Here is a 13,080-nt window from a genome sequence, read left to right as displayed (position 1 = left end):
CTGACCATTAAATTATTCTACAGTCATGATCAGAACAGCAGCAGGAACTATCAGGCGGCATATTCCCTTTACCCAGCAGGTAACAGCAGATGGCTTTAATGTACTGGCAGCCAAAAAACTCCGCCAGGTGGCCCGGAGTGACAGGGCCGGTACCATGAACCTGTTGGACAGCCAGGAAGGCGGTCTTACTGAAACCCAGGTTCAAACCAAACGCCGCGTGTTTGGTGTAAATGAAATCACCCATAAAAAAGCCCCCGCCTGGTACAAACAACTATTACAGGCATTCATCAACCCTTTTATTGGCGTATTGGCCGTGATCGCCGTTATCTCCCTCATCATGGACGTATGGCTGGCTGCGCCCGGAGAGCAGGACTATAAAACAGTGACGGTTGTCAGCGTGATGGTGGTGCTCAGCTCTGTATTACGCTTCTGGCAGGAGTATCGCAGTAACCGTGCTGCTGAAAAACTGAAAGGCATGGTGAAAACCACCGCCCTGGTATTACGCGCTCCCACAGGCGCCCGGGAGATACCTATCCAGGAAATTGTTCCGGGAGATATTTTTCTGTTGTCTGCCGGTGACATGATCCCTGCAGATTGCCGGGTGATCCAATCCAAGGACCTCTTCGTGAGTCAGGCCATGCTTACCGGTGAAGCATTACCGGTAGAAAAGCAGGAATTCAGCATCGCGGATGCAGACCGCCGCGTACCTTTTGAACTGGAGAATATTTGTTATCTCGGTACCAACGTAGTCAGCGGTGCGGCTACCGCTATCGCCATTAACACCGGCGATCAGACCTACTTCGGTTCCTTCAGTAAAACACTGACCGGCAAACGGGCTGAAACCAGTTTCGATAAAGGCGTTAACAGCGTGAGCTGGCTGCTCATCCGTTTTATGCTGGTCATGGTACCGCTGATCTTTGTCATCAACGGATGGGTGAAACATGACTGGGTAGATGCCCTGCTTTTTGCTATCGCAGTAGCAGTCGGGCTTACCCCTGAAATGCTGCCCATGATCGTGACCGCCAATCTCGCTAAAGGAGCGCTGAGTATGAGCAAACGCAAAGTGATTGTAAAAAGGCTCAATGCCATCCAGAACATCGGCGCGATGGATATTCTGTGTACCGACAAAACAGGTACGCTCACCATCGATAAAATAGTGCTGGAAAGACACCTGAACGTATTCGGTCAGGATGATGATGAAGTACTCAAATGGGCTTATCTCAACAGCTATTATCAGACAGGCCTGAAAAACCTGCTGGACCAGGCCGTATTGGAGCATGTGGAAGTACACGAGCATTTACAGGGTGGTAACCGTTTTACCAAGATTGATGAAATTCCTTTTGACTTCCAGCGCCGCCGTATGTCGGTGATACTGCAGCAACGTAACGGTAAACACCTGCTTATCTGCAAAGGCGCCGTGGAAGAAATGCTGGCCCTTTGTTCACATACATTTAACCCCGGAGAAGACAAGGAACTGCATTCAGAGAACGACAACATCATGGTACTCGACGAAGGCATGCGTCAGCATATCCTTCGCATTTCCCGCAAGCTCAATGAAGAAGGGTTGCGTGTACTGCTGGTGGCTATTAAAGAGTTCGACAGCCGTGCGCTCACCTATGGCGTAGCGGATGAAAATAATATGACGCTGGCCGGTTTCATCGGTTTTCTGGACCCAGCCAAACCTTCTGCACGGCCTTCTATCGAAGCATTGCATGAGCTGGGGGTAACTTTGAAAGTACTGACCGGCGATAACGAAATCGTGACCAAAAAGATTTGCCGCGATGTGGGTATACCGGTTCATAATATTCTGCTAGGGCCGGAGCTGGACAATATCAGCGATGCTGAGCTGACAAAGGAAATTGATAACATCAGCATTTTCGCCAAACTGAGCCCGGTGCAGAAAACCCGTGTAGTGAAAGTATTACAGCAGAAAGGGCATACTGTGGGTTTCATGGGCGACGGTATCAATGATGCCGCCGCTTTGCGCGAAGCCGATGTGGGTATTTCTGTAGATACGGCAACAGATATCGCCAAAGAAAGTGCGGATATTATTTTGCTGGAAAAAGATCTCACCGTATTGCGTAAAGGTGTGATTTATGGGAGGAGAACTTTCGGGAACATCATCAAGTATATCAAGATGACTGCCAGCAGTAATTTCGGGAATATGTTCAGTATGCTGGGAGCCAGTGCTTTTCTGCCGTTTCTGCCGATGTTGCCTATTCAGTTGCTGGTGCAGAACCTGTTGTATGATATCTCCCAGATTGCTATTCCATGGGACAGGATGGACGCAGCGTATCTGGCGGAGCCTAAAAAGTGGGATGCATCCGGTATTGCGCGGTTTATGTTTTTCATCGGGCCGATCAGTTCTATTTTCGATTATATCACTTTTGCGTTGTTGTTTTTCTTTTTCAAGGCCAATGCTCCGGAGCACCAGGCATTTTTCCAGAGTGGCTGGTTTATAGAAGGTCTGTTATCACAAACGTTGATTGTGCATATGATCCGTACCCGAAAAGTGCCGTTTATCCAGAGCTGGGCTACAGCGCCCGTACTGGCACTGACAACCCTGGTGATGGCCATTGGTATATTGCTGCCGTTTTCGCCGCTGGCAGCGGCGCTTAAAATGGAACCGTTGCCTGTCCAATATTTCCCTTTCCTGTTTGTTATACTGGCAACCTATTGTGTGTTGACCCAAATAGTGAAAAGCTGGTTTATCCGGCGTTTTAACAGCTGGTTATAAAGTAGAAAAGAGAACAGCCGGGATGTTATATCCCGGCTGTTTATTTTTTATTTTACCCCATTTTCTGGATTCCATGATCCTTGTTCCTTGCGCACGAAGAGAATCTGTCCTACATGGTAGGCATTGTGGGCAGAGATATGGGCTATTTCATCAGCGGCGGCTGCCAGGGATTTTTCATCTGCTTTTTCCACGTATTGTTCCAGTCCGGTGAGTATTTCATCCAGTTTTTTGACGGCAGCGTCCCAGCTGACTTTGTTCACATCGGCGAAGGTTTCATTGTTGTCTCCGCTGAATTCCTTTTTAGGTTTGCCCTGGAGTTTGGCGAGGCTGCGTTCGTTCCAGAATACCAGGTGTTGCACCAGTTGTCCGACGGAATGATTGCCTTTACCGTCTTTCCAGTTGGCCTGTTCAGCGGTGAGTCCGGCTACCGCTGTATTGGCTGGTACAAACCAATCTTTTTGATTATGGGTACTACGGAGTTGCGACAGCAGAACGGATTTAAAGGTAGGCGTGGCCGTTTGTCCGGATACTAATACGGATACCAGCATGAGGCATGCGGTGAGTAGTTTTCTCATAAAGTGGTTACATTTTTGGTTTTGAGGTATAAATAACAGGGTCGAAGGTAGCGGCTTCCGCTGGTATACCCAAGTGGAAATATATGAATGGAAAAAGGGCAACAATTCTGCTCGCGGTGCGTTACAGTTACAGGAGGCTTTATTTATGTCAACATTGATGAAATGGACCGCGCGCCGGCTTCAGTTTGGATATACAGCAGATTACGTTCCTTTTTTCATGGAGCGCCTGCGTGCCAGTGCGCCGCGGCTGGATGAAATGACGGTGCTGGTGCCGGAAGACCTGATGGAGATACGGGAAGAGGGCAGATGGTCAGTGAAGGAACACATCGGTCATTTGTCAGACCTGGAACTAATACATGATCAGCGGCTGGAGGACCTGCTGGCGGGCAGGGAGTTAACGCCCGCAGATCCGGAGAACAAGGTGACCACTGCTGCGCATCACAACCAGTATCCTATCAGTGAGCTGGTATATCATTTCCGGCAGGTACGCGATAATTTCCTGAAACGGATTGAACATTTTCAGGCGGGCGACCTGGAGAAAAAATCGCTGCATGTTCGTTTGGGAGAGTTGATGTCGTTAGCGGATGTATTGTATTTAATCAGTGAACATGATAACCATCATTTGACGGAGATCGCCGCTATTTTACGCCGGCATTACGCCTGATATGTTTTATATAAAGAGGGGAAATCCCGGGGTGATCATCCCGGGATTTTTTTATTGTAGGCGAGAAGCCGCAGGCCGTTAAATACCACTACCAGGGTAGAGCCTTCATGTGCCATCACTGCGGGGCCTATAGAGGCGATGCCGGTGATGGTCAGTGGTATAAGTACCGCCACCATACCGAGGCTGATCCAGAGGTTTTGTTTGATGATTTTGCTGGCTGTCCGGCTAAGGCCGATAGCGAAAGGCAGCAGGGAGAGTTTATCTCCCATCAGGGCGATGTCGGCTGTTTCCAGCGCCACATCGGAGCCGGCAGCGCCCATGGCGATGCCGACGGTGCTGTTGGCCATAGCGGGGGCGTCGTTCACGCCATCGCCTACCATGGCGACTTTATGTTCGTCGCGGGCCAGTTTTTGAATGGCTTCCACTTTCTGTTCGGGAAGGAGATCACCCCAGGCGTCGGTGATACCAATTTGTTTAGCCACCGCGTCGGCTACTTTCTGGTTGTCGCCCGTGAGCATGATCATCCGCCGTATTCCCGCATTTTTAAGCGTTTTAAGCACGGCTTCCGCTTCGGGGCGGGGAGTGTCCATCACGGAGATAATACCGGCATAAACAGTCCCTTTTCGTACAATCATGGTCGTATGCCCGCCCTGTTGCAGCTCCTGCACCTGTGCCGTCATTTCCGGGGAGGGGTGGTGGTTGTCCAGCGCTTCGAAGAGAGCGAGGTTACCGATATACACCGGGGCGCCCTGCCAGGTGGCCTTGATACCTTTACCCAGCACAGCTTCCAGTTGTTGGGCTTCCGGAATATTGACATTACCCAGCCGGGCTTTACCATCGCGTACAATGGCTTTCGCCAGCGGGTGATCGCTGAGGGCTTCTACCGCTACAGCGGCCTGCAGCAGGTCGTTTTCACTTTCGCCGTTCAGCGGGATGACATTGGTCAGTTTAGGTTTGCCTTCCGTGAGGGTACCGGTTTTATCGAAAGCTACCGCTGTGAGGGTGCCGAGGTCTTCCAGCGGACGGCCGCCTTTGATGAGCACACCCATGCGGGCTGCTCTGGCCACGCCACTGAGCACGGCGCTGGGGGTAGAGATGGCCAGTGCACAGGGACTGGCGGCTACCAGGACAGACATCGCACGGTAAAAGCTGGCGCTGAAAGGTTCGTCCAGTACCAGGAACGCGAAACATAAGAGTACAACGAGTGTGAGTACCGCCGGCACAAAGATGCGCTGAAAGCGGTCGGTGAACTGCTGGGTAGGCGATTTCTGGGATTGGGCTTCATTCACCATTTTCACCAGGCGGGAAATGGTGGAATCGTTGGCAGGCTGGCTCACCAGCACTTCCAGGGAGCCGTTGCCGTTGATAGAGCCGGAAAATACTTTATAACGGGCGTGTAGTTCTTTTACCTGTTGCAACGCATTGGCCGGGTCTTCAAACGGTATTTTATCCACGGGCACACTTTCCCCGGTGATAGGCGCCTGGTCAACGCTGCTGGTGCCGGCTACCACAATACCATCAGCAGATATCTTGGTGTTGGGCCTTACAATAATAATATCGCCGGCTTTGAGTTCGGCGGTATCTACTTCTTTGGTACCGTCTTTGGTTTTGAGCAGGGCCGTCTTCGGTGCGAGATCCGCTAAAGCAGAGATGGACTTGCGTGCTTTTTCCATGGCATAATGTTCCAGGGAGTGGCCGAGGCTGAAGAGGAACAGGAGCAGGGCGCCTTCCTCCCATTTGCCGAGAATGGCGGCGCCTGCAGCGGCTACCAGCATCAGGAAGTCTATTTCAAAACCGCCTTTGGCGATGGTTTCTATGGCTTCTTTCGCGGTGTAAAAGCCGCCGAAAATATAGGAAGCGATCAAAATAGGCAGCAGCCCTGTTTCGGAAACAATACCGGTACGGCCGAGTACCCAGGCGATGGCCAGGGTGGCGCCACAAAGCAGGCTAAAATATAGTTCGGTGTTTTTGCCGAATATCATCATCGTATGGGCGTGACCGTGATCATGATCATGGTTGTGGTCATGTTTTTCTCCGGGCTTGTGTTCATGTCCGCCTTCACAGGCATGGGCCGGTTGGGGAGCAGGGGGCGTTGCAGTCATATTTTCTTTCATGATAACGCTTGTTTTATGGGCACAAAAATGCAGCTGCACGTCATGTACGCACAGGTTATTTAATGATGTTTGTTTATTGGAAAATCATCAGGGTATGCGGTAAGGACAATCATAACATCCGCATGTCACAAAATTAAGTATTCCTCCAATGCCCGCCCATTCTATTTTTACACCCTGGTTGCAAAAAACGGGCGTTAATTTGTGTAGCTTTAGGCTATGAAAGCGTTAACGATTACGGGTTACTCCACGGCTTTATTTTCCACCTGGTATTTTATCAACGAATTGGGCATTTTGTTTGACGCCGGAGACGGTGTAAGTGCCACGCTGTTGCAGAAAAGCAGAAAAATCACCCATGTATTTCTTTCGCATGCCGACAGGGACCATCTGGGGGGCTTGCTGCAGTTCAACCAGCTGAATGCGCGGGATGGTTTCCCGGTCATTTGTTATCCGAGAGATGGCGGATCTTATCCGGCATTGGAAGCCTTTACCAAAAGGTTTGATCCGCAGGTGTCAGGAACAGTGTGGATGCCTGTTGCTCCTGGTGATGAGATCCGGATTAAAGATGATATCCTGGTGATACCGTTACGCAATGAACACGTACGTGCAGCCCCAGGTGTTATACGCAGTCTCGGTTATAAGGTGATACAAACGCGGCGTAAGTTGCGCCCGGAACTGGCGGGACTAACCCAGGAGGATATACGAAAAATTGGGCAAGGGCAGGGGAAAGAAAGTACCACCATAGAGGTGAGGCGTAATATCCTGAGTTATTCCGGCGATACCCCGGTGGCTGGTCCCGATACCTGGCAGGATACGGAAATACTGATTCACGAAGCTACTTTCCTGGGCGGGGAGGAGGTGATTGTCCATCCGTCATATAAAAATCTGCATAGCCGGCTGGAAGAGGTGATAGAAATGGTGAGTGCCACCAACGTACAACAACTGATACTGGGCCATTTTTCTTCCCGTTATGCCCCGGAGCAGATAGATCAAAGTATCCGGCACCTATGTGAGCGTTATGCCCTGAATATTCCTGTTTTCCGGATATTACCGGGACAAACGGTATGGGATATACTGAAAAGTCAGCCGATGAATGGATAAATCCAGATGCCCGATTGACGGTAAAATTCCCTGTCTGTGTAGATAATTCGTTTTAGCAAACCCTTATGAACCGCTCATCCTGATTTATTTAAGAAAATAATTTAAAAACTACCATAGTTTATTAAATTATTTTTATATTGTGCTTACGCACGATGAAATATGAAGGAGTTGTTATACCGTATACAATTTCACGATGATCAACAAGCATTCAAGGCTTTTTACCAACAGCAGATGTACCCGCTTTACCAGTTTGCACTGGCATTCCTGAAGCAGCATCAGCCGGCGGAGGAAGCGGTGAATGACGTATTTGTGAAACTATGGCAACGCCGGCATACGCTGCATGAGATAGACAATATCAAGGTATATCTGTATGTGGCGGTGAAACATACGGCGTTAAACCAGTTGAGGGCGGTAACACCTTTCATGGAAATGGACCTGGACAATATACAGGGGCCACCGGTGCGCCCGGGTGCGGGTGCTGAACAGTTACTGCTGACCCATGAGTTACAGGACGCTATTGCAGCAGCCATCCGGCAGCTCCCCCCTAAGTGCAGGATGATCTTTAAACTGATCAGGGAAGATGGGCTGTCCTACAAAGAAGTGGCGGGGATTCTGAACATATCTCCCAAAACAGTAGACGCACAATTGACCATCGCCATGAAAAAAATGTCGGCCTCGCTTCAGCCCTTTTTACAGCACACTACGGTTTGACTGCGGTATTATCTCACTTGCCTTTTCGTAAATTGAAGGATATTCCACTTTTACCCGCTATTAAAAACCTGATTGATTTGTTAGGATAAGGGAAAGCTGAAAACCTTCAGAAAAGAGTAGGCGCCATGTTTTGTGTTAAACCGTTCTGTTATGAAAAAGAAAACAAAAAAGAAACTGGATGTTACCAAAATCAAATTGGTAAAATTAAATGAGCCCGGTCAGCAGAAGGCTGAAAAGGCGACTATTCCCCCAAATACATTCTGGTGTACGACCACCGGTCTTGTATAAACCGAAACGAACGAATGAACAACGAGAGGCCGGCCCTTTTTGGGGTTGGCCTTTTTTTATGGGGCTTCAGCCCCGGGTTTAAGCGGATGTCTTCCCTCGTTTTTTAATCACGTACATTTTTCTGAAATTTTTTTTCATCGCTTTTAGGGAATCCGCTTTTTATCCGTGTCCTTCTCACAGGTATCATCTAACCATTCAATGAAATCAGAAAGAATACTGGAGCTGATGGCGCGGAAAGCCGGCAAGGCAGCAAGCAGGGAAGAGCTGGAGGAATTGGAACAGTTGCTGGCGGAGCATCCGGATTACCGTTTTATGGAAACCGTGCTGGACACGGTGGAGGCGCCTGCGCCGGATACGGCTGTAGTGGAAGATGGCTGGGCAAAAGTGGAGGAGCTGTTGCGAACACCGTTACCGGTGGCGTCTAAACGGCCCTATTGGTGGGCTGCGGCGGCAGTGCTGCTGGCAACCGTGGGTGCGGGTATGTGGTGGCTGGTAAGGAAAAAACAACCGGCAGAGCTGGCGCTGCAACAGATCAGCGCACCGATGGGATCTACCATTAAGGCATTGCTGCCGGATGGTACGCAGGTATGGATCAATGCGGGAAGCCAGGTCAGTTATGATGCCCGGTTTACCGGCGGCAGCCGGGATGTGACGGTAACGGGGGAAGTATTTTTTGATGTAGCTAAAGATGATAACAAACCATTCATTGTTCACTCCGATAACCTGGCTATTCAGGTATTAGGCACGTCCTTTAATATACGGGCCTATGGCGACGATCAGAAAGCGGAAGTAGCCGTGATCACGGGCAAGGTACAGGTGATGATGCGCAACAGCCCGGAGAAAAAAGTGGTGCTGCTGCCCCGCGAAAAACTGGTATTGTCGCTGGATAAACGGACCACCATCAAAGCGGATAGTATACCGCACGTCAACTTCCGCGTACAGGAACTGGCGGCCAGTAAAGACCCTGATGTAGTAATGGAAACAGCCTGGTGCCAACAGAAACTGGCTTTCATGAATGAAACTTTTGCCGAAGTAGCACGCAAAATGGAACGACAGTTTAATGTCAATATTGTTTTTGAAGACGAAACATTAAAGAAAGAAATTCTAAGCGGCGTATTTGAAAAAGAGGATGTCAACAAAGCGCTGCACCTGTTACAAATGACCACAGGATTCCACTATAGAGTAGTACAGCAACAGGTTTACCTGTCCAGATAAACAAACATAGCAACATTTTATCAACTCAAAAATCCACCTTGTAATGAACACACTGTTATACGCACGCATCACCTGATAACAGGATAAGGGATGAGATAAGCTTCGTCCATAAAAGAAAAAGGGAAGAGTATACTCTTCCCCAAAAGGCTTATGTGTATGTACGGGGGTAAGACAGCCTGAGAAACTTCACTTACACCCTTCTTTACAAACCTTTCTAAAACAAATCTATGAAAAAAAGAAGATTTGGAGGGGCTTCCTATGCGCTCAACCAGACAGTCAAACTACTCCTCATTATGAAGTTATGTTTTGTCGTGGTGTTATTGTCCTGTTTGCATGCTTCCGCCACCGTCTTTTCGCAGGAGAAATTTACCTTCTCCTTTGTAAAAGCGGATGCAGACAAGATCTTCACGAAGATCCAACAGGAAAGCGATTACCGCTTTTTTTATAACTATGCCTCCATCCGGCAGCTGGGCAAAATAGACCTGCAGGTGAAAGACGCGTCCCTGGCGGATATTATGCGGCGGCTGCTCGACAGCTCTGCACTGGCTTTCCGTATTGTAGACAACAACCTGGTGGTTATTGCGCCCAAATCAGAACAGGGTGCAGGCCGTGTTACCGGTAAAGTAGCCGATGAAAAAGGTACCCCGCTGGTAGGCGTGTCGGTGAAAGTGAAAGGCGGCAGCCAGGGTGCGGTAACCGATGCTAACGGTAACTTCTCCCTGCAAGCCGATCCGGGCGCTATCCTGGTGATCAGCTATATGGGCTTCATCTCGCAGGAAATCCCGGTGGGCGCCCGCGAACAACTGATCAATATTGTACTGAAAGAATCTACCAGCGGACTGAATGAAGTGGTGGTGATTGGCTATGGTACCCAACGCAGAAAAGATGTGACCGGCGCTATCAGCTCCGTTAGCAGCAAAGACCTGCGCAACGTACCGGTGCGCAACGCGGCGGAAGCCTTACAGGGAAAGGTGAGCGGCGTAACAGTATCCCAAAGCAGCGGTAGCCCCGGATCTCCTCCGGTAGTTCGTATCCGTGGTATCGGTTCTATCAGCGGCAGCAACACCCCGCTGTATATCGTTGATGGTTTGCCGCAGACAGACATCGGCTGGCTGAACCCTAATGATATTGAATCCATGGACATCCTCAAAGATGCTTCTACGGCTGCTATCTACGGTTCCAGGGCCTCTAACGGCGTGGTGATCATCACTACCCGCAAAGGCAGCAGGACCGACTCCAAAATGCATGTGACCCTGGATACCTATACCGGTTGGCAATCAGCCTGGAAGCGTCCGCATATGCTCAACGCAGAAGACTTTATCAAATATAAAATACGGGCCAATACGGCTGGTGGCGCACCATTGCCCACTGATATCGATACTCCGGAGAAAGTAGCGCAGGTACTGAAGTTTGTAAACGACAACAGCGGCCCTAACGGTACCGACTGGTGGAAAGAAATTATGCAAACCAACGCGCCTATCCAGAGCTACAACGTAGGTGTGAGCGGCTCCGGTAAAAACCTGGTATACGCTTCCAGCGCAGGCTACATGAAACAACAGGGCATCGTGAAAGGTTCCAGCTATGAACGTCTTACCTGGCGTACAAGTGTTTCTTCTGATATCGGCACCCGTGTAAAACTCTCCACCAACTTCGGCCTGGTGTATGAAAACCGCCGCAATGTGGATGAGAACAACCCTTACACCGGCACTATCTTCAGCGCTATGGCGGCAGATCCGGTTACACCGGTCTACCGTAACGACCTGAAAAGCCTGCCCTCTTTTTATCAGCGTATCATGACGCGTTATGAACCCAGCAACCCGTTTTCACAATATGCCGGTATCCTGTTTACCAACAAACCTAACCCGGTGGCACAGGTTGAACGTATGCAGCAGAGTGTATGGGAAGGTATCGCTATCAAAGGCGGCGCCGCACTGGATGTGAAAATCGTTGAGCCGTTGACGTTCAGAAGCAACTTTGGCATGGACCTGAGCCGCGGTATCTCTAAAGGTTTCACACCATCTTATTACCTGAACTCCTTCGATTACGCGACCTACAATACCAATAGCAATACCTCCGACTGGGACAACTATTTTGTATGGGAAAACACGCTGAATTTTGACAAAACGTTTGGTAAACACCATATCACCGCATTGGCAGGTGTTTCTGCGGAGCTGACGAAAGGACTTAACTATGGCGCTTCCAAACAAAATGCGGTGAGCAACGATCCGGATATGCGTATCATTAACGCCGGCACGTTGAACCCCGGTGCTTCTGGTTATACCTACTCCAATTCCCTGCAGTCCTTCTTCGGACGTATTAACTACGTATATGCTGACCGTTATATTCTGGCGGCCAATATACGCCGCGATGGCACGTCGTATTTCGGCGACGGCCACCGCTGGGGTACTTTCCCCTCTGCTTCTGCAGCATGGCGCTTCTCCGAAGAAAACTTTATCAAGGATGCCAACCTGAAATGGCTGACCAGCGGTAAACTAAGAGCCAGCTATGGTACCGTAGGCAACCAATATGTAAATTCCAGCAGCGGCCTGTATCTGTCGACCTATGACAACAATAGCCGCTACCTGTTTGGCAACAGCAGCAGCCCTTACCTGGGCGCAGGCCGTGTGAATATGGCCAGTCCTGACCTGCAATGGGAAACTTCCCAACAAACAGACCTGGCGCTGGACCTCACTTTGTGGGACGGTATCCTGGATGTAACGGTGGATTATTACAATAAAAAAGTGAAAGACATGCTGGTCGTGATACCGATCCCCAGCACCATGGGATATCCACCGGCTGATTTCTGGACCAACGCCGGCAGCATGGTGAACAAAGGATGGGAACTCTCCCTGGGCCATAGTCACCGGATTGGCGATTTATCCTATAACGTACGCCTCAATGTATCTACCTTCCGCAATGAAGTGCTGAGCATGGGTGGTGGAGAGCCTATCTATACGCCGGCCCACCTGGGAGAAACCATTACCAAAACAGAAGCCGGCAAGCCGGTAGGTTACTACTATGGCTGGCTTACAGACGGTATCTTCCAGACACAGGCCGAGGTGGATAAAAGCCCGCAGGCAGGTACTTCCCGTCCGGGCGACCTCCGTTTTAAAGACATCAATAATGACGGTAAGCTGGATGCAGCCGATCGTACTATGATCGGTAACCCCTGGCCCGATTTCGTATATGGCCTGAATATTAACCTGAACTATAAACGTTTTGACCTGGGCATGTTCTGGCAAGGTTCACAGGGCAACGATGTAATGAACATCCTGCGTTACGATACCGAGTCAGGCACCGGCTGGTACAACGCTCCGCAGGGCTTCCTGGAAAAATCCTGGAATGGCGCTGGTTCTACCAACAAATATTTCCAGATCAATTCCAATTCAGCGCTTAACAGCAGCGTGTCTGATTATTTCGTGGAAGACGGTTCCTATCTGCGGCTGAAAAACATTCAGCTGGGTTACAATTTCCCTGAAAAATGGCTGGAGCGCGCGAAGATACCACAGTTACGGTTATACGTAGGCGCACAGAACCTGTTCACCTTCACCAAATACAGCGGCCTCGATCCGGAAATGGGTAACGCTAACCCGCGCCTGATCGGTATCGACCAGGGTTATTTCCCCCAGGCCCGCACTTTCATGGTAGGTGTGAATGCTAAATTTTAATCCTTAACAC

At 49.8% G+C, this 13,080-nt stretch carries 9 protein-coding genes; 7 read left to right on the top strand and 2 right to left on the bottom strand.

Annotated features, from left to right (window positions below):
• Positions 1-25 precede the first annotated feature (25 nt).
• Entirely contained in the window at positions 26-2,737 is a 2,712-nt protein-coding gene (gene mgtA / locus ICL07_RS05935) for a magnesium-translocating P-type ATPase (protein WP_188086999.1), read from the top strand.
• Between the two features lie 47 nt (positions 2,738-2,784).
• Here the strand turns inward: mgtA and ICL07_RS05930 are convergent, their stop codons facing one another.
• A complete protein-coding gene (locus tag ICL07_RS05930) occupies positions 2,785-3,312 on the bottom strand; it encodes a DinB family protein (protein WP_223151762.1) in 528 nt (175 codons plus the stop codon).
• Positions 3,313-3,469: 157 nt separating this feature from the next.
• Here ICL07_RS05930 and ICL07_RS05925 point away from each other — a divergent pair, with 157 nt between their 5' ends.
• A complete protein-coding gene (locus ICL07_RS05925; protein WP_188086998.1) occupies positions 3,470-3,976 on the top strand; it encodes a DinB family protein in 507 nt (168 codons plus the stop codon).
• Positions 3,977-4,011: 35 nt separating this feature from the next.
• Here the strand turns inward: ICL07_RS05925 and ICL07_RS05920 are convergent, their stop codons facing one another.
• Positions 4,012-6,090, bottom strand: a complete 2,079-nt coding sequence (locus ICL07_RS05920; RefSeq protein WP_188086997.1) for a heavy metal translocating P-type ATPase — start codon at positions 6,088-6,090, stop codon at positions 4,012-4,014.
• Positions 6,091-6,306: 216 nt separating this feature from the next.
• Between ICL07_RS05920 and ICL07_RS05915 the strand changes: the two genes are divergently transcribed.
• From ICL07_RS05915 to ICL07_RS05895, 5 genes are all read left to right on the top strand, one after another.
• Complete coding sequence (locus ICL07_RS05915) at positions 6,307-7,188, top strand: MBL fold metallo-hydrolase (protein WP_188086996.1); 882 nt, start codon at positions 6,307-6,309, stop codon at positions 7,186-7,188.
• A gap of 159 nt (positions 7,189-7,347) precedes the next feature.
• Positions 7,348-7,899, top strand: a complete 552-nt coding sequence (locus ICL07_RS05910) for an RNA polymerase sigma-70 factor (RefSeq protein ID WP_188086995.1) — start codon at positions 7,348-7,350, stop codon at positions 7,897-7,899.
• Between the two features lie 150 nt (positions 7,900-8,049).
• A complete protein-coding gene (locus tag ICL07_RS05905) occupies positions 8,050-8,187 on the top strand; it encodes a hypothetical protein (RefSeq protein WP_188086994.1) in 138 nt (45 codons plus the stop codon).
• A 198-nt stretch (positions 8,188-8,385) separates the two neighbouring features.
• Complete coding sequence (locus tag ICL07_RS05900) at positions 8,386-9,402, top strand: FecR family protein (RefSeq protein WP_188086993.1); 1,017 nt, start codon at positions 8,386-8,388, stop codon at positions 9,400-9,402.
• Positions 9,403-9,629: 227 nt separating this feature from the next.
• Complete coding sequence (locus ICL07_RS05895; protein WP_223151760.1) at positions 9,630-13,070, top strand: TonB-dependent receptor; 3,441 nt, start codon at positions 9,630-9,632, stop codon at positions 13,068-13,070.
• Positions 13,071-13,080 lie beyond the last annotated feature (10 nt).

It is taken from the genome of Chitinophaga qingshengii (genome assembly GCF_014529935.1).
In the GTDB taxonomy this organism is placed as follows: Bacteria; Bacteroidota; Bacteroidia; order Chitinophagales; family Chitinophagaceae; genus Chitinophaga; species Chitinophaga qingshengii.
Note: the sequence above shows the minus strand (reverse complement) of the source record. Positions and strands in the feature narration are given on the sequence as shown.

What these genes read in the sequence shown, in the direction of transcription:
- ICL07_RS05910 (WP_188086995.1), top strand. Translation starts at nt 7,348, where the DNA reads ATGAAGGAGTTGTTATACCGTATACAATTTCACGATGATCAACAAGCA.
- mgtA (WP_188086999.1), top strand. Translation starts at nt 26, where the DNA reads ATGATCAGAACAGCAGCAGGAACTATCAGGCGGCATATTCCCTTTACC.
- ICL07_RS05915 (WP_188086996.1), top strand. Translation starts at nt 6,307, where the DNA reads ATGAAAGCGTTAACGATTACGGGTTACTCCACGGCTTTATTTTCCACC.
- ICL07_RS05920 (WP_188086997.1), bottom strand. Translation starts at nt 6,090, where the DNA reads ATGAAAGAAAATATGACTGCAACGCCCCCTGCTCCCCAACCGGCCCAT.
- ICL07_RS05900 (WP_188086993.1), top strand. Translation starts at nt 8,386, where the DNA reads ATGAAATCAGAAAGAATACTGGAGCTGATGGCGCGGAAAGCCGGCAAG.
- ICL07_RS05930 (WP_223151762.1), bottom strand. Translation starts at nt 3,312, where the DNA reads ATGAGAAAACTACTCACCGCATGCCTCATGCTGGTATCCGTATTAGTA.
- ICL07_RS05925 (WP_188086998.1), top strand. Translation starts at nt 3,470, where the DNA reads ATGAAATGGACCGCGCGCCGGCTTCAGTTTGGATATACAGCAGATTAC.
- ICL07_RS05895 (WP_223151760.1), top strand. Translation starts at nt 9,630, where the DNA reads ATGAAAAAAAGAAGATTTGGAGGGGCTTCCTATGCGCTCAACCAGACA.
- ICL07_RS05905 (WP_188086994.1), top strand. Translation starts at nt 8,050, where the DNA reads ATGAAAAAGAAAACAAAAAAGAAACTGGATGTTACCAAAATCAAATTG.